15 protein-coding genes are annotated in these 19409 nt (G+C 77.0%); 6 read left to right on the top strand and 9 right to left on the bottom strand.

All coding sequences use genetic code 11. The features are described from left to right. Nucleotides 1-27 precede the first annotated feature (27 nt). The 5 genes from galK to paaK form a co-directional block, all read right to left on the bottom strand. Entirely contained in the window at nucleotides 28-1167 is a 1140-nt protein-coding gene (gene galK / locus ACFWOG_RS30060) for a galactokinase (RefSeq protein WP_380362038.1), read from the bottom strand. Then, on the bottom strand, nucleotides 1164-2330 hold the full coding sequence (gene galT, locus ACFWOG_RS30055; protein ID WP_329947484.1) for a galactose-1-phosphate uridylyltransferase: 1167 nt from the start codon (nucleotides 2328-2330) through the stop codon (nucleotides 1164-1166). Before galT ends, galK begins: the two co-directional genes overlap by 4 nt. Nucleotides 2331-2565: 235 nt before the next feature. Continuing rightward, nucleotides 2566-3927 carry an MFS transporter gene (locus ACFWOG_RS30050; protein ID WP_380362035.1) on the bottom strand — a complete coding sequence of 454 codons (1362 nt, stop codon included), beginning with the start codon at nucleotides 3925-3927 and terminating at the stop codon, nucleotides 2566-2568. A 201-nt stretch (nucleotides 3928-4128) separates the two neighbouring features. Further along, complete coding sequence (locus tag ACFWOG_RS30045; protein ID WP_329876794.1) at nucleotides 4129-4485, bottom strand: metalloregulator ArsR/SmtB family transcription factor; 357 nt, start codon at nucleotides 4483-4485, stop codon at nucleotides 4129-4131. 135 nt (nucleotides 4486-4620) lie between these two features. Continuing rightward, nucleotides 4621-5967, bottom strand: a complete 1347-nt coding sequence (gene paaK, locus ACFWOG_RS30040) for a phenylacetate--CoA ligase PaaK (RefSeq protein WP_380362032.1) — start codon at nucleotides 5965-5967, stop codon at nucleotides 4621-4623. 355 nt (nucleotides 5968-6322) lie between these two features. On the opposite strand from paaK, the gene ACFWOG_RS30035 reads away from it, so the two are divergent. Together ACFWOG_RS30035 and ACFWOG_RS30030 are read left to right on the top strand one after the other, a co-directional pair. Beyond that, nucleotides 6323-7306 (top strand): ATP-binding cassette domain-containing protein, encoded by a 984-nt coding sequence (locus ACFWOG_RS30035; RefSeq protein WP_380362029.1) that lies wholly within the window; start codon nucleotides 6323-6325, stop codon nucleotides 7304-7306. 152 nt (nucleotides 7307-7458) lie between these two features. After that, entirely contained in the window at nucleotides 7459-9072 is a 1614-nt protein-coding gene (locus ACFWOG_RS30030) for a hypothetical protein (protein WP_380362045.1), read from the top strand. Nucleotides 9073-9169: 97 nt separating this feature from the next. Here ACFWOG_RS30030 and ACFWOG_RS30025 read toward each other — a convergent pair whose 3' ends face one another. The 4 genes from ACFWOG_RS30025 to ACFWOG_RS30010 all read right to left on the bottom strand — a co-directional run bounded on the left by ACFWOG_RS30025 (nucleotide 9170) and on the right by ACFWOG_RS30010 (nucleotide 15144). Beyond that, a complete protein-coding gene (locus tag ACFWOG_RS30025; protein ID WP_380362042.1) occupies nucleotides 9170-10093 on the bottom strand; it encodes a LysR family transcriptional regulator in 924 nt (307 codons plus the stop codon). A 94-nt stretch (nucleotides 10094-10187) separates the two neighbouring features. Next, nucleotides 10188-11723 carry a rhodanese-like domain-containing protein gene (locus tag ACFWOG_RS30020; RefSeq protein WP_380362027.1) on the bottom strand — a complete coding sequence of 512 codons (1536 nt, stop codon included), beginning with the start codon at nucleotides 11721-11723 and terminating at the stop codon, nucleotides 10188-10190. Further along, nucleotides 11720-12916: a sulfite oxidase gene (locus ACFWOG_RS30015; RefSeq protein WP_380362025.1), complete on the bottom strand. Its 1197-nt coding sequence runs from the start codon at nucleotides 12914-12916 to the stop codon at nucleotides 11720-11722. The genes ACFWOG_RS30020 and ACFWOG_RS30015 overlap by 4 nt, the downstream gene beginning before the upstream one ends. Beyond that, nucleotides 12913-15144, bottom strand: coding sequence for a BTAD domain-containing putative transcriptional regulator (locus ACFWOG_RS30010; RefSeq protein ID WP_380362023.1), 2232 nt, complete (start codon nucleotides 15142-15144; stop codon nucleotides 12913-12915). Before ACFWOG_RS30010 ends, ACFWOG_RS30015 begins: the two co-directional genes overlap by 4 nt. 220 nt (nucleotides 15145-15364) lie before the next feature. On the opposite strand from ACFWOG_RS30010, the gene ACFWOG_RS30005 reads away from it, so the two are divergent. The 4 genes from ACFWOG_RS30005 to ACFWOG_RS29990 all read left to right on the top strand — a co-directional run bounded on the left by ACFWOG_RS30005 (nucleotide 15365) and on the right by ACFWOG_RS29990 (nucleotide 19246). Beyond that, nucleotides 15365-15712, top strand: a complete 348-nt coding sequence (locus ACFWOG_RS30005) for a GntR family transcriptional regulator (protein WP_380362021.1) — start codon at nucleotides 15365-15367, stop codon at nucleotides 15710-15712. Continuing rightward, a complete protein-coding gene (locus ACFWOG_RS30000; RefSeq protein WP_380362019.1) occupies nucleotides 15709-16737 on the top strand; it encodes a DUF1648 domain-containing protein in 1029 nt (342 codons plus the stop codon). The genes ACFWOG_RS30005 and ACFWOG_RS30000 overlap by 4 nt, the downstream gene beginning before the upstream one ends. A 250-nt stretch (nucleotides 16738-16987) precedes the next feature. Continuing rightward, nucleotides 16988-17998, top strand: a complete 1011-nt coding sequence (locus ACFWOG_RS29995) for a permease (RefSeq protein ID WP_380362040.1) — start codon at nucleotides 16988-16990, stop codon at nucleotides 17996-17998. 351 nt (nucleotides 17999-18349) lie between these two features. Continuing rightward, nucleotides 18350-19246 carry a TIGR03943 family putative permease subunit gene (locus ACFWOG_RS29990; RefSeq protein ID WP_380362017.1) on the top strand — a complete coding sequence of 299 codons (897 nt, stop codon included), beginning with the start codon at nucleotides 18350-18352 and terminating at the stop codon, nucleotides 19244-19246. Nucleotides 19247-19409: the final 163 nt, after the last annotated feature.

Genomic DNA, 19409 nt, shown 5'->3' with positions numbered 1-19409 from the left:
CCGAAGGGCCGTCGGCCGGGCCGGGCCTCACGCCAACCGGCGGGCCCCCTCCGAGGGGATCACCGTGTAGAGGTGCGGCTCGGCATGGCCGGCGGCCGCGAACGCCGCGACGACCTCCTTGGCCACCGCCTCCGCCACTCCCGTCTCCACCAGGGCGATCACCGAGCCGCCGAAGCCCCCGCCGGTCATCCGGGCCCCGAGGGCCCCGGCGGCGACGGCCGTGGCGGCGGCGAGGTCGGTCTCGGCGCAGGACACCCGGTAGTCGTCCCGCAGGGAGGCGTGTCCGGCGGTGAGGATCGGGCCGAGGGCGGCCGGGCCGTGCCGCTCCAACTCCGCGACGGCGTGCTCGACCCGCTCGTTCTCGGTCACTACGTGGCGGACCAACGGGCGCAGATCGTCCGGGAGTTGTTGCAGTGCGAGCGGAAGGTCGAAACCCGAGAGGTCGCGCAGCGCCGCCACCCCGAGCAGGACGGCCGCCCGCTCGCAGCCCGCCCGCAGCGCGGCGTAGGCGCCGTCGGCGAGGTCGTGCTGCACCCGCGTGTCGATGACGAGCAGGGCCAGGCCCGCACCCGCGAGGTCGAGCGGGACGTGCCGGACGGAGAGGTCGCGGGCGTCCAGGTGGAGTGCGGCCCCGGCGCGACAGGCCATCGAGGCCATCTGGTCCATGATCCCGCAGGGCACGCCGACGAACGCGTTCTCCGCCCGCTGGGAGAGCAGCGCGAGCCGGCGCGCGTCCAGGCCGAGCCCGTACAGGTCGTTGTAGGTGAGGGCGACCGCGCATTCGAGCGCCGCGGAGGACGAGAGGCCCGCGCCGGCGGGCACGTCGCTGTCGATCAGCAGGTCGGCGCCGCCGACGGGGTGACCGGCCTCCCGCAGGGTCCACACGACCGCGGCGGGGTACGCGGCCCAGCCCGCCACTCCGCCGGGCTCCAGCGCGGCCACGTCCAGCTCGACGATCTCGCCCGGGGTCCGGGAGGAGTGCAGGCGCAGCAGGGTGTCGGGGCGGCGGCGGGCCTGCACGCGGACGGCCTGCGGCAGGGCGATCGGCAGGACGAACCCGTCGTTGTAGTCGGTGTGTTCACCGATCAGGTTGACCCGGCCGGGCGCCGCCCAGGCGCCGTCGGGGGCGTGGCCGAACAGCTCGGCGAAGAGGGTGGTCGTGGTCATCGCTGCTCTCCACCGGTGGTGGACGCGACCTCCCGCAGACGCCGGGCGGCGTCCTCGGGGGCGACGTCGTTCATGAAGGCTTCCATGCCGGACTCGGTGCCGGCCAGGTACTTGAGCTTGTCGGCGGTCCGCCGGACGGTGAACAGTTCGAGGTGCAGGCCGAGTTCGTCGCCGCCGACGACCGGGGCCTGGTGCCAGGCGGAGATGTATGGGGCCGGGACGCGGCGTTCGCCGTCGCCGAAGAGGCGGTCGAAGCGGCGCAGCAACTCCAGGTAGATACCGGGGAGTTCTTCGCGTTCGGCTTCGTCCAGCCGGGTGAGGTCGGGGACCCTGCGGTGCGGGTGGAGGTGGACCTCGTAGGGCCAGCGGGGCGCGAAGGGGACGAAGGCCGTCCAGTGCTCGCCGGCGAGCACGACCCGCTCCCCGTCGGCGCGTTCGGCGGCGACGAGGTCCTCGAAGAGGTTGCGCCCGGTGGCGGCGCGGTGCCGGGCGGCCCGGTCGATCATGTGGGCGGTGCGCGGCGTGGTGAACGGCAGCGCGTAGATCTGGCCGTGCGGGTGGGCGAGGGTGACGCCGATCTCGGCGCCCCGGTTCTCGAAGCAGTAGACCTGCTGGACGCCCCCCAGGGCGGAGAGTTCGGCGGTGCGGTCGGTCCAGGCGTCGAGCACCAGCCGGGCGCGGTCCTCGTCGAGGTCGGCGAAGGAGGCGTCGTGGTCGGCGGTGAAGCAGACCACCTCGCAGCGGCCGGCCCCGGGGCGGGTGGCGTGCAGCGGGTCGCCGAGACTGGGTCGGACGGGGTGCGTGTCGGGGTGTCCGGCCAGCGAGGGGAACCGGTTCTCGAAGACCGCGACCTGGTAGTCCGAGGCCGGGATCTCGCTGAGCCGCCCGTCGCGCGAGGGGCAGAGCGGGCACTGGTCGGCGGGCGGGTGGTAGGTGCGGACCTGGCGGTGCGCGGCGACGGTCACCCAGGCGCCGGTCAGCGGGTCGAGCCGCACTTCCGAGGACGGCGCGGCGGCTTCGAGCGGCCGCCGGTCGACCGCGTCCCGGCCGGCGGGGGCCGCCCCGCGGTCGAAGTAGATCAGTTCGCGGCCGTCGGCCAGCGTGGCGACGGTCCTGGTGGTCGAGCCGGCCAGGTCGGTCTCCCCGGTCACCGTTCCGGCCATGTCCTGCTCCCTTGCATGGAACTCCCCTTCAACAACATGGCCAAACAATATCGAACATTTACCAACATTGCTGCACCCATCGTCGCACGATCCGGTTTCACCTCGGGCAAGGGCCCGTGGCGAAGGCGCACGGACGGGACGCCCGGCGCGACGGGGCCCGCCGGTCAAGACGTTCCGCACGCCAGGGGGCGAGGAAGGAGACGGGTAGCGCGGCCGGGCCCCCACCGCAAGACGCTCAACGCGGGAGCGACGCGCCGGACGCGGGCCGGTGGCGGTGGACCGGCCGGACGGCCCGGGCCGGACCGGCGCTCACGCCGGGGCGAGCCGCCGCGACCGGGGCCGGGCCGGTGGCCGTGGCGGGCCGGGAGTCCCGGGCCGGGCGCCAGGCACGGACCGCCAGAAAGGCAGCGGCCAGGGCCAGGGCCGCGAGGGCGAGGACGGCGGCGGGGAGGCCCGCGGTGGCGCCGAGCCAGCCCGCCAGGGGGTAGGCGAGCAGCCAGCAGCCGTGCGACAGCGAGAACTGGGCAGCGAACGCGGCGGGCAGCTCCGCCGCCGGCACCGCGGCCCGCAGCAGCCGCCCGCCGGGGGTGAGGATCAGCGAGCCCGCCGCACCGAGGCCCGCCCAGACGGCGAGCAGCGCGGGCCAGCGCCACCCCCCGCCGCCCGTCGAGGTGAGGACGGCCAGGGCGGCGAGCAGCCCCGCGATGCCGAAGGCGGCCGGGACCATGACACTGCGGTCGGCCACCCGGTCCAGGACCCGGGGCAGCAGCAGCGCGACCGCCATCGACCCGCCCCCGTACGCGCCGAGCGCGATCGGCACGTCCCCGGCGGGGCGGCCCAGCTGGTCGCGGACGTAGACGACGGTGTTGACGATCACCATGGCGCCGCCGGCGGCGACCGCGAGGTCCAGGGCGAGCAGGGCCCGCAGGCGCGGGACGGAGAGGAAGAGGCGCAGTCCTTCCAGCGACCGGGCCGCGACGGACGGCGCCCGCGAGCCGCGCGCGCCGCCCACCGCCCCGCGCGCCGCCGCGACCGGCAGGACCACCGAGACCACCAGGACCGCCGAGGCGAGGAACCCGATCACCGTCCCCCAGAACAGCCAGCGGTAGCCGACCAGGGCGAGCAGGCCGGCGGCCAGGGCCGGGCTGACCAGGCTCTCCGTGTCGTAGGCGAGCCGGGAGAGGGAGAGCGCGCGGGTGTAGTCGCGCTCGTCGGGCAGCACCTCGGGGATCACCGACTGGAACGCCGGCGTGAACGTCGCGGAGGCCGCCTGGAGGACGAAGATCAGCAGGTAGACCTGCCAGACGCCGGTGACGAAGGGCAGTGCGAGTGCCACCGCCGCGCGGGCCAGGTCGGCCGCGACCAGCAGCCGCCGGCGGGGGATCCGGTGGGCGAGCACGGCGACGACCGGGGCGATCCCCACGTACGCCGCCATCTTGATCGCCAGGGCCGTCCCGAGCACGGCACCGGCCGAGGCACCGGCCAGGTCGTAGGCCAGCAGGCCGAGCGCCACCGTGGCCAGGCCGGTCCCGGCGAGGGCGACCACCTGGGCGGTGAGGAGGTGTCGGTAGGTGCGGTTGCGGAGCACGGAGAGCATGGGAACCCCGATCGACTCGGCGCGCAGACGGGTACGGCGCGAACCAGGGACGTCTCCTTCAGGATAGGACAACATGTGCATACGTGTGCACCCGTTGGAGGGGAGGAGGCCACCGAAAGCCCGGCACCCGGCCGTCGGGCCGTTCCACCGGCCGTTCCACGGGCCGTTCCACCGACCACTCCGGCCGATCCGCCGGCGGCTCTAGTCGTGCGGCGGCAGTCCGCTGATCTGGTGGTCGGCAACGTTCAGCGCCTCGTGCACCAGCCGCCGCAGGTGGCCGTGCCGCAGCGTGTACACCACCCGCCGACCGTCCTTGCGGGTGGCCACGAGGCCGGCCAGCCGCAGCTTGCTCAGGTGCTGACTCACCGACGGCCGCGCCGCGCCGCAGAACTCGGTCAGTGTCGTCACGTCCGCCTCGCCCTCGCTCAGCCGCTGCATCAGGGCGAGCCGGGTCCGGTCCGCGAGCAGCGCCAGGACACCCGCGGCCACGTCGAGCCGCTCGTCCGTGCCGGACGCCTGCGACACGTGCGCACCTGATACCTGGAGGCTCCCGCTCATGGCCTCATCGTAAAGGGCGCGCGGCCCGCCCTCACCCGCCGCGAGGCCACTGATCCGCGCCGCGCCGCACGCCGCACCGCGCGCCGCACGCCGCTCCCGCACGGCCGCCGGCCACGGGGCGCGCGGCCCACCCCCTCACTCCCCCCGGAGGTCGGCGACCCGGCGGATCTTGCCGACCGACCGCTCCAGGCTGTACGGATCCACGACCTCGACGTCCACGCTCACCCCGACCCCGTCCTTCACGTCGCGCGCGATCGCCGCCACCGCCGCCTCCCGCTGTCCGGGCCCGGCACCGGGCCGCGCCTCCACCCGGACGGTCATGTGGTCCAGGCGGCCCCGGCGGGTCAGCCGGAGCTGGAAGTGCGGCGCGACGGCCGGGGTCCGCAGGACGATCTCCTCGATCTGGGTCGGGAACACGTTGACCCCGCGCAGGATGATCATGTCGTCGCAGCGCCCGGTGACCTTGGCCATCCGGCGGAACGCGGGCCGGGCGGTGCCGGGCAGCAGCCGGGTGAGGTCGCGGGTGCGGTAGCGGATCACCGGCAGCGCCTCCTTGGTGAGCGAGGTGAGGACCAGCTCGCCGCCCTCACCGTCCGGCAGCACTCGGTCCGTGAACGGGTCCACCACCTCGGGGTAGAAGTGGTCCTCCCAGATGTGCAGGCCGTCCTTGGTCTCCACGCACTCCTGGGCGACGCCCGGACCCATCACCTCGGAGAGGCCGTATATGTCGACGGCGTGGAGGCCCGTCCGCCGCTCGATCTCCGCCCGCATCTCCTCCGTCCACGGCTCGGCGCCGAAGATGCCGACCCGCAGCGAGGTGGCCCGCGGGTCGACCCCCTGGCGATCGAACTCGTCGAGGAGGGTGAGCAGGTAGGACGGGGTGACCATGATGATCTCGGGCCCGAGGTCCTGGATCAGCTGCACCTGACGCGCCGTCATGCCGCCCGAGGCGGGGATCACCGTGCAGCCGGCCCGTTCGGCACCGGCGTGCGCACCCAGCCCACCGGTGAACAGCCCGTAGCCGTAGGCGATGTGCACCGTCTGACCGGGGCGCCCGCCCGCCGCACGGATCGAGCGCGCCACGACGTCGGCCCAGACGTCGAGGTCGTGCTCGGTGTAGCCGACCACGGTCGGGCGGCCGGTGGTGCCGCTGGAGGCGTGGATCCGGCGCACCCGCTCCCTCGGGACGGCGAACATGCCGAACGGGTAGGTGTCGCGCAGGTCCGCCTTGGTCGTGAAGGGGAACCGGGCGAGGTCGGCGAGGGTCCGGCAGTCAGCGGGCGCCACACCGGCGGCGTCGAACCTGCGGCGGTAGAGCTCGACGTTGTCGTAGGCGTGGTGCAGCGTGGCCCGCAGGTGCTTGAGCTGGTGCGCCTTCAGTTCGTCGGCGGTCATCCGCTCCCCGGCGTCCAGCAGCGCGTCCGGGAGCGGCTCCCCCAGGCGCGTCCGCGAGGCGGCCGGACCGGTCCCACTGCTGCTCATCAGGTCTCCTCCGCACCGTGACGCCCGCCGCCTTGCCGCCTTGCCGCCTTGCCGCCTTGCCGTCCTGCCGCCCCGCCGCCCCGCCGCCTCGCCGCAGGGGGAGGCGACCCGCGGGCGGGCCGACCGATCATTCGGTTGCCGCCGGGCACGGCCATTGACTCAGTACCCGAACCACGTGTCAAGGCTCGCCGCGCAGGCCGGGACGGCCGACCGGGCCGGAGGCCGGCTGCCGGGCCGGTTCGCCGCGTTCCGCGTGCGGATCTCTGCCGAACGGCAGATGGCAGCGGCCCGCCGGTCCGGAAGGCTCGACCACGTCACCTTCCCCACCCTCCGACCGGCCGGGAGAGCGGAGCCCATGCCCCATCTCGCACACGAACCAGCACTCGACCTGATCGACGTCACCAAGGTCTACCGGGGCGGCCAACGCGCCGTCGACGGCCTCACCCTCCGGCTCCGCCCGGGCCTGCTCGGCCTGCTCGGCCCGAACGGGGCGGGCAAGTCCTCGCTGATGCGGATCGTCGCCACCGTCACCCGGCCCACCGCCGGCCAGGTGCTCTACCGGGGCGCCGACGTCCTCGCCGAACCCGACCTGCTCCGCCGCCAACTGGGCTTCCTGCCGCAGGATTTCGGCGTCCACCCGAACCTCACCGCACCCGCGTTCCTGGCCTACCTGGCCGCCGCCAAGGGCCTCCGGGCCCGCGCCGCCCGGGCCCGGATCGACGAGCTCCTCGCCCTGGTCAACCTGACCGGGGCGGTCCGACGGCCGCTCGGCGCGTACTCCGGCGGCATGCTGCGGCGCGTCGGCATCGCCCAGGCGCTGCTCGGCGACCCGCAGGTCGTCGTCGTCGACGAACCCACCGCCGGGCTCGACCCGGAGGAACGGGTCCGCTTCCGCAACCTGCTGAGCACGCTCGCCACCGACCGTGTCGTGCTGCTCTCCACCCACATCGTCTCCGACATCGAGTCGGTGGCCGGGGACATCGCGGTCGTCGCGGGCGGCCGGCTGCTGCGCCGGGGCACCCCCGAGGAGTTGCTGGGCGACCAGGCCGGCCGGGTCTGGGAGGTGATGGTCGACCCCGCGGCGGTGACCGCCGTCCAGGAGCGGTACGTGGTCAGCCGGATGGTGCGCACCGCCGACGGCCGGGTCCGGCTGCGGCTGCTCGCGGACGGCGCGCCGTCCGCCGACGCCGTGCCGGTCGCGCCGGACCTGGAGGACGCGTACCTGGCGCTGGTCCGCCCGACGGGCGCCGCCGGCGCTCCGGGCCGGGGCGCGGGAGCGTTCCCGGACCCGTCGTCCGGTCCGGTGGCCGGGCCGCACGGGCCGGAGGTGCGGCGGTGACGGGGCACGGCGGACGCGGCGGACGCTCCGGACGCTCCGGGCTCGGCGGCGGAGACGGCCCGGGCCTCGGGCTCCGCAGGGGCGGCGGGCAGGACCGGCGGCCGGGAAGAGACGGCCCGGTCGGGTCCGGTACGCCGGGCCGGCTCGCCCGGCTGGCTCTCGGCGACTTCCGGGACCGGGTCCGGCGCCCCGCCTACGCGGTGACCCTGCTCGCCGCCGTCGGCCTCGGCCTGCTCGCCGTCCCGCCCGCCGACGGGCACTGGGCGATCCTCGCCCTGGGCAGCCACCGGGGCGAGTACAACAGCGCGTACGTCGGCACGGCGACCGCACTCGCCGGGGCGCTCTGGCTCACCCTCGGCGGGTTCTACGTGGTCCGCAAGGGCCTGGGCCGCGACGAGGAGACCGGCGTCGGCCTGCTCCTCGCGGCCACCCCGCTGCGGACCGCCGACCTGCTGCTGGCGAAGTTCCTCGGCAACCTCCTCGTCCTCGGCTCGATGCTCGGCGTCCTCGCGCTCACCACGCCCGCCCTGCAGCTCGTCCGGGGCGAGGACCGGGCCGTCGACCCGCTCGCCCTGCTGACGCCGTTCCTGGTGCTGACGCTGCCCCTGCTGGCGATGACGGCGGCCGTGGCCGTCCTCTTCGAGACCGTGCCACTGTTGCGGACCGGCCTCGGGAACGTGGCCTGGTTCGTCCTCGCACCGGCCCTGCTGATCGCCGGAGAGTCTCCCGGCGCGCCGTTCGGCGGGCTCGGTCTCGGCCCGGCCGCGGCGTCGCTGAGCGACGGTCTGGCGGCGCGGGGGGTCGAGCTCGGCGGCGAGGAGTTCAGCCTCGGCCTGACGAGGGTGGACGCGCCGCTGGAGCCGTTCCCCTGGGACGGCGCGGCCTTCGGGGTCGGGTTCCTGACGCAGCGGCTGCTGCTGGTCGTGCTCGCGGTCGGGGTCGCGGTGCTGCCCGCGCTCTGGTTCCACCGGTTCGACCCGGCGCGGGGCGCGGGCCGGGGCGCGGACCGCGGCGGTCGGGTGCCCCTCGGCACGGGGGCGGTCCCGGCCGGACCGACCGCGCCGGCCGCACCGGTCGGCGCCCCCGTCCCGGCACCGGCCCTGCGGCCGCCTGTCGGGACGGGGACGACGGCCGACGGATTCGGCAGCGGGTTCGGCGCCGGGTTCGGGCGCCTGCTCGCCGGAGAGGTCCGGATCCTGTTCGGCGACACCTCGCGCTGGTGGTGGCTGGGCGCCGCCGTCCTCGGCCTCGTCGGGCTCGCGGTCCCGCCCGAGGTGGGCGTCGGCGTGCTGCTCCCGGCCGCCTGGGTCTGGCCGGTGCTGCTCTGGTCCCGGCTGGGCAGCCGGGCGGCCGAGTACGGGCTTGAGGTCCTGCTCGGCGCCTACCCGGCCGCCCGGTCGAGGCTGGTGGCCGAGTGGGCCTCGGGCGTGGTGCTCACCGCCCTGGTCGGCGCGGGGGTGCTGGTCCGCCTCGTCGCGGCCGGCGACGCCGACGGGACGGCGGCCTGGGCCGCGGGCGCCCTGTTCGTCCCTTCGCTGGCCCTCGCGCTGGGTGCGCTCTCCCGGACCCACCGGTTGTTCCAGGCGCTCTACCTGCCGCTCTGGTACCTGGTGGTGAACCAGGTCGCCGCGCTGGACTTCATGGGAACCGTCCGGCGCGCGGGTCAGCCGGCGGGGCCCTCCCCGCTGCTGGTCGCCGCGGCGGCACTGGTCCTGCTGGGCGTCGCGCTGCTGACCTCCTCGGCCCGGCGCTCCGCCCGCTCCTGATCCGGCGGCGGTCCTCCACCCCCGCGGAGGGCCGCCGTCCGGGTCTGCGGCGCCCGCCGCCCCCGGGGGCCCGACCGGGGACGGCCCGCCGGACCGCTCACCACTCCCGCGCCGAGGCCAGCAGCCGCTCCCGGACCAGGGCCACCGCCGGGCCCACCACGCCCGGGCGCTGCACGAGGTAGGCGGTGTTGATCGGCGGGTCGACCGGCTCGTCGAGCAGAACCAGTGCCCCGGACGCCAGCCCGGACGCGCCCAGGTAGCGCGGCACGACGGCGAAGCCCGCGCCCGCCGTGACGGCGGCGATGACACCGCGCAGGTCGGGCACGGTGAGCGCCGGGCGACAGCTGAGACGGCGGCCGAAGACGTGGCGCCAGTACCGGCGCACGATGGGCAGGTCCTCGGCGTAGGCGACGAGCGGCACCCCGTGCAGGGCGGAGGGCCCCTCGACGGCGAGCCGGCCGGCCAGGCGGTCCGCCCACACCGGTGCCGCGACGAGGACGAACTCCTCGTCGCCCAGCGGTACGGCGGTCAGCGCACGGCCGCGCGGGCGGTCGGTGGCGATCACCAGGTCGTGCCGGCCGGCCCGCAGCTCGTCCAGCAGCGGCTCCGTGAGGCCGGGCGTCACCCGCAGCCGGACGCCCTCGGCGATCAGCGGGGCGAGGGCGGGCAGCACCAGGGTGCAGAGCAGTTCGGCCGGGCCTCCCAGGTGGACGGGCTCGGCGGCGGACGGCGGCCCGGTCCCGGCGCCGGTGACGGCCGCGAGCGCGTCGAGCGGATCGGCGATGCGGGCGGCGAGTTCGTCGGCGGCGGGGGTGGGGGTGACGCCGCGCGGCTGCCGTTCGAACAGCTCGCGTCCGGTCTGGCGCTCGAGCGCGCGGATCTGCGAGGTCACCGTCGGCTGGGAGAGCCCGACCAGCCGGGCGGCGGCGGTGAACGAACCGGACCGGTGGACCGCCAGGAAGGTCCGCAGCAGGTTCAGGTCGGCGGGCACCACGGCGTCGGCTGCATGACCCGGGCTCACACGATTCCGGCTCTGGCTCTGGCTCTGGCTCACGCCGTCAGCCTAGGCCGCCGGGCCTGCCCGCAGCCCCCGCCGGGCGGGGCCGGCCCGCAGCTCACGCCCAACGCACCAGGTCCGCCGCACCTCCGCTGACCACCGCGGTGACCGGCAGACCCGCCGCCGCCAGCAGACCGGCCGCGACCGTCGCCCGCCGGCCCCGCCCGCAGACCGTCCAGTACTCCCGGTCCGGCGGCAACCCGGTTATCCGGTCGGGGAGTTCGGTGAGCGGGACGGCGAGGGCGCCGGGCACCGGCGGGTCCGGGAGCGCGCGGACGTCGAGGACCTGCACCGGTCGGCCCGGGACGGCCGCGCGGGCGCCGGGCACCTCGGAGACGTCGGCCGTCCGCAGCGCGGCGAGTTGCCGGCCGGTGGCGTGCCAGCGTTCCACCCCTCCGGTCAACTGGCCGACCAGGCGCGCGTCGTAGCCGATCCGCAGCAGCTGGACGACGGCCTCCCGGGCGGCGTCGGCGGCCGGTTCGGGCAGCACCAGCACCAACGGGGTGCCGAACGGGACCACCTCGCCGATCAGGGCCGCGAAGGAGCCGTCCAGCTCGACGCCGAGCGATCCGGGGAGATGGGCGTCGGCGTACGCCCGGCGGTCGCGCGCGTCGACCACCGACGCGCCACGCCAGCGCGCCTGTTGGACCTCCTCGGCGGTGAGCGGCAGCAGCGGCGGCGGGCCGCCGAGGACGGGCGGGCCGGACCGGTTGAGCGGGCCCATCCGCCGGTAGTAGGCGGGCGGCGGGGGCAGTCCGCGCAGCCGGGCGGCCACGAACGCACCCTCGTCGTCGACGAGCAGCGCCGGATTGGCCCGCCGCTGGTCGCCGACGGTGCTGGTCCTGGCGGTGCCCGAGGCGGTCGCACCGGACACGGTCGTGCCGGACGCGGACGCACCGGGCCCGGACGGACCGCGGGCCGGGGCGGAACCGGGCGGGGGCGCGCCGATCGCGCAGGAGCTTCCGGCCCCGTGCGTGGGCAACACCCGGGTGTCCCCGGGCAGTCGGGAGAGCCTGCGGATCGACCGGTACTGGGCCCGGGCCAGTTCGGCGGTCCGGTCGGGCCCGGACAGGTCGGTGCGGCCGGCGCTGCCGACCAGCAGGCTGCCGCCGGTGAACACCGCCATCGGACGGCCGCCGTCCGGGCCGTCGTCGAGCACCAGGTAGGCGGTGTGCTCGGCGGTGTGGCCGGGCGTCTCCAGCGCCTGGACGCGTAGGCCGCCGACCGTGATCTCGTCGCCCTCGGCGAGCGGGAGGTGGTCGAAGCCGTACCGGGCGCGGGCCGGTCCGGCGACGGTGGCGCCGGTCGCGGCGCGCACCTCCAGGGCCCCGGAGAGGTAGTCGTTGTGCACGTGGGTCTCCAGGACGTACCGCAGCCGCAGGCCGCGCGCCGCGCAGGAGGCGAGCAGCGGCCAGCAGTCCCGCTGCGGGTCGACCAGCGCCGCCTCGTCGCCGGACGTCAGCAGGTAGCTGGTGTCGCCGAGGGCCTCGGTGGTGACCGGTTCGACGGTGTTCCCGCTCGGAGCCGCGTTCGCCGTCGCGTCCGTCGCTGCTTTCGTCGTTGCTTTCGTCGTTGCCTTCGTCGTTGGGTTCATCGCCGCGCTCCTCGCCGCCCTGCCCGGCCCCCGACGACGCCGTCGCCGCTCCGGTCGCTTCCGTCACCGTTTCCGCCGCCGCTTCCGTCGGGCCGGTCCCCGTCCCGTTCCGCCGGCCGCTCGCCGTCCGGGGCCGCGACGACCTCCACCGCCACCCCCGTGACCGGGTTGCAGCCGTACCCCTGCTCGTTCCAGGGCGCCCGCATCGGCTGGGTGTGCCCGTCGGCGTCAGTGGCCCGGGTCTGGAGGACGCGCCGGCCGGGCACCCGCGGGGTCCACTGGTACCACCACTCGGCCCACGCGTACCGCCCGCCCGCGGGTACCAGCACGGCCTGCCGCCAGTCGGCGCCGCCGATCCGCACCTCGACCTGGCAGACCGGCACGCCGCCCGACCAGGCCCGCCCGCGCACCACGCAGGCGCCGCCGGCCGGCAGCCGGGCGCCCGGCGAGGGGGCGGTGATCAGCGACCTGACCCGGATCTCACCCACGGGCCCCTCGGGCGTGCCGTCCGGCATGCCGCGCGAGCCCCGGTAGAGGTACTCCTCGGCCTGGAACGGCCCGTGGAACGGTTCGGCCACCGCCCGCACGCCGACCAGCCACTTGACGTCCGCCACCCCGTACCGGCCGGGGACCACGAGGCGGACGGGCGCACCGTGGCCGGGGCTGAGCAGGGTGCCGTTCATGCGGGTGGCGAGCAGGGTGTCCGGGTGCCGGGCGAGGTCGACCGGGAGGCTCCGCTCGAAGGCGGTGCGGCGGCCGTGCAGTTCGCCGAAGTCGGCTCCGGTGAAGACGAGTTCGACGGCTTCCGGGCGCACTCCGGCGCGGTCCGCCAGCACCGCGAGCGGCACGCCGGCGAACCGGGCGCAGCCCACCGCCCCCTGGTCCCAGGGGAGCCCGGGCGGCCGGGGCCGCATCAGGCTGCGGCCGTTGCCCGCGCACTCCACCACCACGTCCAGTTCGCGCACCGGGAGCAGCTCCAACTCTGCATAGGTGAGCGAGAGTTCTCGCTCCACCAGGCCGTGGATCCGCAGCCGCCAGCGTTCGGGGGTGAGCCGGGGCACGCCGAAGTGGTCACGGACGAAGAACGCGCCGGTGGGGGTGAGTGGTTCGGCCAGCGCGGCCGGCGGTGTCTGTGCGTTGTAGGGCCGCTCGGTGACCGTGTCGGGGCGCCACCGCGTCCGGCTCCCGCTCATCGCGTCCCACCGCCCGCCCCGACCCCGGGCGCACCCGCCACGCCCTGCCTGCCCGCCACGCCCGGCGCGCCCTCCCGGAGTCGGGCCAGCGCCCGGTGGGCGCCGAGCGCCTCGAAGACCGCCGCCGCCTCGGCCCGCAGCACCCGGTCCGGCTCCGCCGCGCCCGGCCGGGCGACCACCGCCCGGGCCTTGGCCCGGGCCGCCCAGTACGGCTGCCGGGCCCGCTCGTACAGCGCGGCCGCCGCCAGATGGCGGGCCCGGGCGCCCCGCGGGTCGCCGCGCGCGGCGGCCAGCGAGCCGAGCGCCGACTCGGCCATCGCCCGCCACGCCGAGCCGGCGGACCGGGCCGCCACCCGCCGGGCGGCGGCCGCGTGCTCGGCCGCTCCCGCCGGGTCGCCGAGCGCCGCGAACGCTTCGGCCGCCACCGGGTAGAGCAGCGCCGTGCAGGTCGGGCACTCGCCGCGCAGGGCCGCCGACGCGGCGGCGGCGTGTGCCGCGCGGACGGCCTCGCCGGGCTCGCCGCGTTCCACCGCGTCCAGCGCGGCCGTCGCGTACAGCCGCCCGACGGCGTGCCGGGCCGCGGCGGACGGGGCGGACTCGGCGGCGGCCGTCCCCAGCCGGAGGTGGGTGGCGGCGTCCGCACTGTCGCCGCGCGCCGCCGCGTACTCGGCGAGCCGCTGCCGGGGCAGCGCGCCGGAGCGGCCGCCCAGTTCCTCGTACAGGTGGGCGCTGCGTTCCAGGCAGCCCGGCGCCTCGTCCCAGCGGCCGCGCAGCAGCAGCGACTCGCCGAGCAGGCACCAGGCGAAGGCCTCCGCCCGGCGGGCGCGCCGGGCGCGCGCGAGGTCCAGGGTCTGCCGGGCGTACTCCTCGACGCTTCGGCTCGGGCCGTCCCCGTACAGCTGGTACTGGGCGAGGCAGGAGTGGATGTCGAGGGAGCGGGCCGGCCTGCCGTCCTCGTCGGCGGCGGCGCCGAGCCGCTCGATCTCCCGGTGCAGGCCCTCCCGCCAGGTGCCCCCGGCGTGGTGGACGGCGGCGAGCGCCTCCCCGGCGGCGGCCAGGTCCTCGTCGTCGCCGTGCTTCTCGGCGAGGGCCAGCCCCGCCTCGGCCGCCTGCCGCGCCTCGTCGAGGCGGCCGGCGCCGCGGAGCCGGTCGGCCCGCGCCCGCAGCAGCCGGCCGGCCTCCGCCGGGTCGCCGCCGGCCGCCGCGAGGGCCCGCTCGGCGGAGCCCAGGTGCGGTTCGGCGGCGGACGGGTCGCCGCCGCCGGCCAGCAGCGCGACGGCGGCCTTGCGGTGCAGCCTTGCGGTGCGCAGGCCGTCCCGGCCGGACGGCGGGGTGAGCACCCCCGGGGAGGCGGGCAGGTCGACCACGGCCGGCTCCAGCGCCGACCCGTACGCGACGGTGGCACCGGCGGTGTCCCCGGAGCGCATCCGCAGGTCCCCGACGTTCTCCCAGAGTTCGCCGGAGAGTTCGGCCCGGACCTGTCCGCCGGTGCGCACCTGCTCGCGCAGCCGCTGGGCGGCCGGGCCGGGCCGCTCGGTGCCGTCGGAGGCGCGTTCCAGCGCGGCGGCCAGCCGGTCGTACGCGTGCAGTGCCTCGTGCCGCCGGCCGGCCAGCGTGTGGACCCGCATCAGCGCGAGCGAGGCCTCCTCGTGCAGCGGGTCCGCGGCCACCGCCCGGCGCAGCGCGGCGGCGGCGCCGTCCAGGTCGGCGTGCGCCTCGCGCAGGGCGCCGAGCTCGACCAGCAGGGCCAGGTACTCGGCGTGCAGGGCCTGTTCGCGATCGGCCGCCCACTCCTCGTAGCGGTCCTCGGGCAACAGGTCGCCGCCGTACCGGGCGACCGCCCGCTCGTACGCGTTCGGGTCGCGGGCGCGGCGGGCGTGCAGGGCGGCCTGTTCGAACTCCTCGACGTCCACCCGCAGCGGGGCGCCGCGCAGGGTGAGCAGTCCGCCACCGGAGTCGAGGTGGGCGCGGGCACCGGCCCGGTCGGGGCCGAGGACGCGGCGGGCCTCCTGCACGGCCCTGCGGAGCTGGTCGGCGCCGGCCCCGGGGGCCTGGTCCGGCCAGAGGCGGCCGAGCACCTGCTCGCCGTGGAGCCGGTGGCCCGGGGCGAGCGCGAGCAGCTCGACCAGGTTCCGGGACTTCCGCAGGCGCCATCCGCCGTCGGCGATCTCCCGATGGCCCACGTGGACCCGGAAGCCGCCGAGGAGCCGGATGCGCAGTGCGTGCATGCGCCGGTGCCTTCCCCGTGCGGACACTTCGAACGTACGTCGGCAGCCGCCCGTCGGCGACTTCCGGGCCGGTCCCCGCCCCGTCGTGGTCCGTCCGCGGGCGGACCGCGGGCCGCCCGCGAGCCGATCCGGGGGCCCTCCGCGGCGGGGCGGGGACCCGTCCGGTGGGGCCCGGGGCCCCACCGCCCTGTTCCACGATGGTGCTACTGTCGCTAGCACCATGCTGCTGAAGCCGGACACCGCGGACTCCCGCCCGCTGCACGAACAGGTCGCCGGAGCAATCCGCCGCGCCGTCGCCGAGGGCGAGTGCACCCCCGGGGAACGCCTTCCGCCCGCACGGGAGTTGGCGCGGGCCCTGGAGGTCAACGCCAACACCGTGCTGCGCGCCCTGCGGGTGCTGCGGGACGAGGGCGTGCTGGAGTTCCGCCGCGGTCGCGGGATCACGGTCGCCCGGGGCGCCGACCGGCGCTCCGAACTGCTGGACTCGGCACGGCGGTTGGTCGCGGACGCGGCGAACGCCGGCTACAGCAGGGAGGAGCTCGTCGAGATGATCAGGGGGCTGAAGTGAACGACGGCGTGAACGGCGACAGGCAGGGAGCCGGGGCCGGAACCGACGGGACGGGCAGCACGGACACGGCGAAGTGGGCCTCCCGGGCCGCCACGGCGCTCTGGGCCGCCACCGTGGCGGTGCTGCTGCTCGCCCTCCCGTGGGCGGCGCACGGCCGCCTCCCGGACCCCCTGGCCACGCACTGGGACGGCCGGACGGCCGACGGCTCGATGTCCCTGACCGCGTCCGCGGCCTTCCCGGCGGCGTGCTGGGCGGTCGCGCTCGCCGCGGCGGCCGTCGCCCGGCGGTGGGCCGGAGCGCCCGCGCGGACCTGGGTGGGCGCCGGGCTGGGCTTCGGGGGCGTGCTGCTCGTCGGCGCACAGGCCGCGATCGTCCACGCCAACCTGGACCGCCCGGACTGGCAGCACGCACGCCCCCTGGGCCCGGAAGTGGCGGCGGTCCTGGCGACGGCGGTCGCGGCGGGCCTGCTCGGCCCCTGGCTCGCCCACCGGCGCGGCCGGGGACCACGGCCGGCGACGGCCGCCGACGGCCCGCGGCTGGACCTCCCCGAGGGACAGCGGGCGGTCTGGCTCTCCCGGACGGTCAATCCTTGGCTCGGACTGCTCGCCGCCGCCTCCGGGCTCGGCGCGGCCGGGTCCGCGCTGGCCGCGCTCGGCGGGCTGGGTGGCCCGGCGTGGGCGCTCTTCGCCCCGTGCGCGGTCGTCGCGGTCGCGGCGGCCGGCTGCTCCTCGGTGCAGGCCCGGGTGACCGAGCGGGGTCTGGACGTGACGTTCGGCCCGTTCGGCTGGCCGGCCCGGCACTGGTCGCCGGCCGACGTCGCGGCCGCCCGGATGGAACGGCGCACCCCGGCCCAGGTGGGCGGCTGGGGCTACCGGCTGAGCGGCCTGGGCACGACGGTGATGCTGCGGCGCGGCGAGTGCCTGGTGGTCCGCCCGCACCGGGGAGTCGAGTTCGCGGTCAGCGTGGACGACGCCGAGCGGGGCGCCGCGCTGCTGAACACCGTGGCCGCCCGCCGGGCCGGCTGACCGGCGCACCCGCAGGACAGCCGTCGTCCCGACGGCCCAACCGGCAACCGGGCACAGCAGGTTGACGCCCCGCCGGCTTCCTGGAGGAGCCCCTCCGCGAACGGGACACTACCGGAGCGGGGCCCCCGGGTGAAGACCTAGATGAAAGTGATTATCAACGCTACTCTGCCTCCGGGCTCGCCACATGACGGTGAGCAGACAGGACTTGCCGCGCACCCCGCGGCGAGCGGGCTGAGGGGCGGTCACCGTGGTGGAGACGAGTCTCGGCAGCGTCCGGAAGACCCCGGTACCGCAGGCGGCGACCTCGCCCCCGCGCCGGGGCTCCGGCCTGCTGACCGGAGCGCTGGTCGTCGCGGCGGTCACCGCCCCGGTGCTGGCCTGGACGTGGGACTCCGGCGGCGTGCGCGCCTGGCGGACCCTGCTGGTGGCGATCGTGGTGCAGGGGCTGCCGTTCCTGGTGCTCGGCACGGTCGTCTCGGCGGCGATCGGCGCCTTCGTACCGGCCCGGGTCTTCACCCGGGTGCTGCCGCGCAACCCCGCGCTGGCCGTCCCGGTCGCCGGGGTCGCGGGCGCCGTGCTGCCCGGCTGCGAGTGCGCGTCCGTGCCGGTGGCCGGGAGCCTGATGCGGCGCGGGGTGGCTCCGGCCGCGGCACTGGCGTTCCTGCTCTCCGCGCCCGCCATCAACCCGGTCGTCCTGGTCTCCACCGCCATCGCCTTCCCCGACGCCCCCGAGATGGTGCTCGCCCGGCTGGCGGCCTCGCTCGGCACCGCACTCGTCATGGGCTGGCTCTGGGTCGCCTTCGGCCGTCCCGACTGGCTGCGCCTGCCCAAGGGACCGGCCGAACGCGGCGCCGGACGCAACCCGCTGGACGAGTTCCGGCGCGGCCTCCAGCACGACTTCCTGCACGCCGGCGGCTTCCTCGTGGTCGGCGCGGCGGCAGCCGCCACGTTCAACGTGCTCGTCCCGCCGTCCGTGCTCCGCACCTTCTCGGACTCGCCCTGGCTGGGCGTCCCGGCGCTCGCCGTGCTCGCCGTCGTCCTGGCCGTCTGCTCGGAGGCGGACGCCTTCGTCGCCGCCTCGCTCACCGGCTTCTCCCCCACCGCCCGGCTGGCGTTCATGGTGGTCGGCCCGATGGTCGACCTCAAACTGATCGCCCTCCAGTCGGGATCCTTCGGCCGGGCCTTCGCCGTGCGCTTCTCCTCCGCGACCTTCGTGGTCGCCGTCGTCGCCAGCGTCCTGACCGGGGCCGTCCTGCTCTGACCCCACCGACGCCCTCGCCCGTGCCCGCGCCCGCGCCCGCTCCGGCGGGCCCGAGCACCCGGGGCCGACGACGGACCGACGCACGCCGAACCGCTCACCGCTGCCCCAGGCCGAAGACCGCAGACCCCGGGCCCGGACCCGCATCCTCCACCGGGACCGCCCGCCCGGGCCGCGCCGGCGAAGCGCGCCGGCCCGGCGAAACGCGCCGACCACGCGTCGGCCAGATGCGACAGGAGTACCGAAGGTGCACACCATCGACCCGCCGGGCCGCACCGCCCGGCGCCCGCACCCCCACGCCCACGGCCCCGACCCGCTGCACGCCTCCCCCGCCCCGGGCCGGGGAGGACGGCGGTGAACGCCCCCAGCCGAACGCTGCGCGCCCGCGTCCGGGGGCTCGCGCCGTCGCTCCTGCTGGCCCTGGTCGGCACCGCCCTGCTGCGGATCACCGTGGGCAGCGACGTCTTCCTCCAGTACGTCAAGGAGGAACTGCGGATCCCGCTGGTCGCCACCGGGGTCATCCTGCTCGCGCTGGGCATCGCCGGGACGGCGGTGCGGCTGACCGAGCGGCGCCGGGAGCCCGTCCTGGAGTTCCGCCGGGACGCCGAGGGCAACGCCCAGTGGCACCGGCCGGCCTCGGGCCACGACCACACCGGCCGGGACGGCACCGGGGGCGGGGACGACCCCGGGCACGAGCACGTCCACGGCCACAGCCACGAGCACGGGCCGCGGGTGGCCTGGCTGCTCACCGTGCCGGCCGTGCTGCTGCTCTGCTTCACGCCGCCGGCGCTCGGCTCGTTCACCGCCTCGCGCGAGGGCACCGACGCCGCCGTCGACGCCGCCGCCTACGTCGCGCTGCCCGACCCTCAGCCCGCCGCGGCGGCGGTGAACGTGCCGACGCCGATGGCGCTGGCCGAGTTCATCGCGCGCAGCCGCGACCCCCGGCAGGGCCTGGCCGACCGCCCGGTCCGGCTGACCGGGTTCGTGACCCCCGGCACCGCCCCCGGCGAGTGGTACCTCAACCGCCTGGTCGCCAGCTGCTGCGCCGCGGACGCCCGGCGGCTGCGGATCCTGGTGCAGGCCGAGGGGCCGACTCCGGCCACCGACAGCTGGGTCGAGCTGACCGGCGTCTGGCACCCCACGCCGGACGCGTCCGCCACGGCGGCGCCACGGCTCGACGCCAGGGAGCAGCACGGCGTCCCGCAGCCGCGGGCGCCGTACCGGGACACACCGCCCTCCTCGGAGAGCTGAGGCACCACGGCCCGCCGTGGCGGGTCCCGGCGGTGGGCCGTCGGTGGCGGGGCTCCGGGCCGGGGCGCCGGGGGACCGGGCGGCGCCCCCCCCCCCGCGGGTCGACCCCGGGGGTGGGTAACCCCCCCGGACCGCCCGGCCGCCCAGGGGCGTCGGGCGGGCA

The sequence above is a fragment of the Kitasatospora sp. NPDC058406 genome (assembly GCF_042722765.1).
Classification (GTDB): Bacteria; Actinomycetota; Actinomycetes; order Streptomycetales; family Streptomycetaceae; genus Kitasatospora.
Note: the sequence above shows the minus strand (reverse complement) of the source record. Positions and strands in the feature narration are given on the sequence as shown.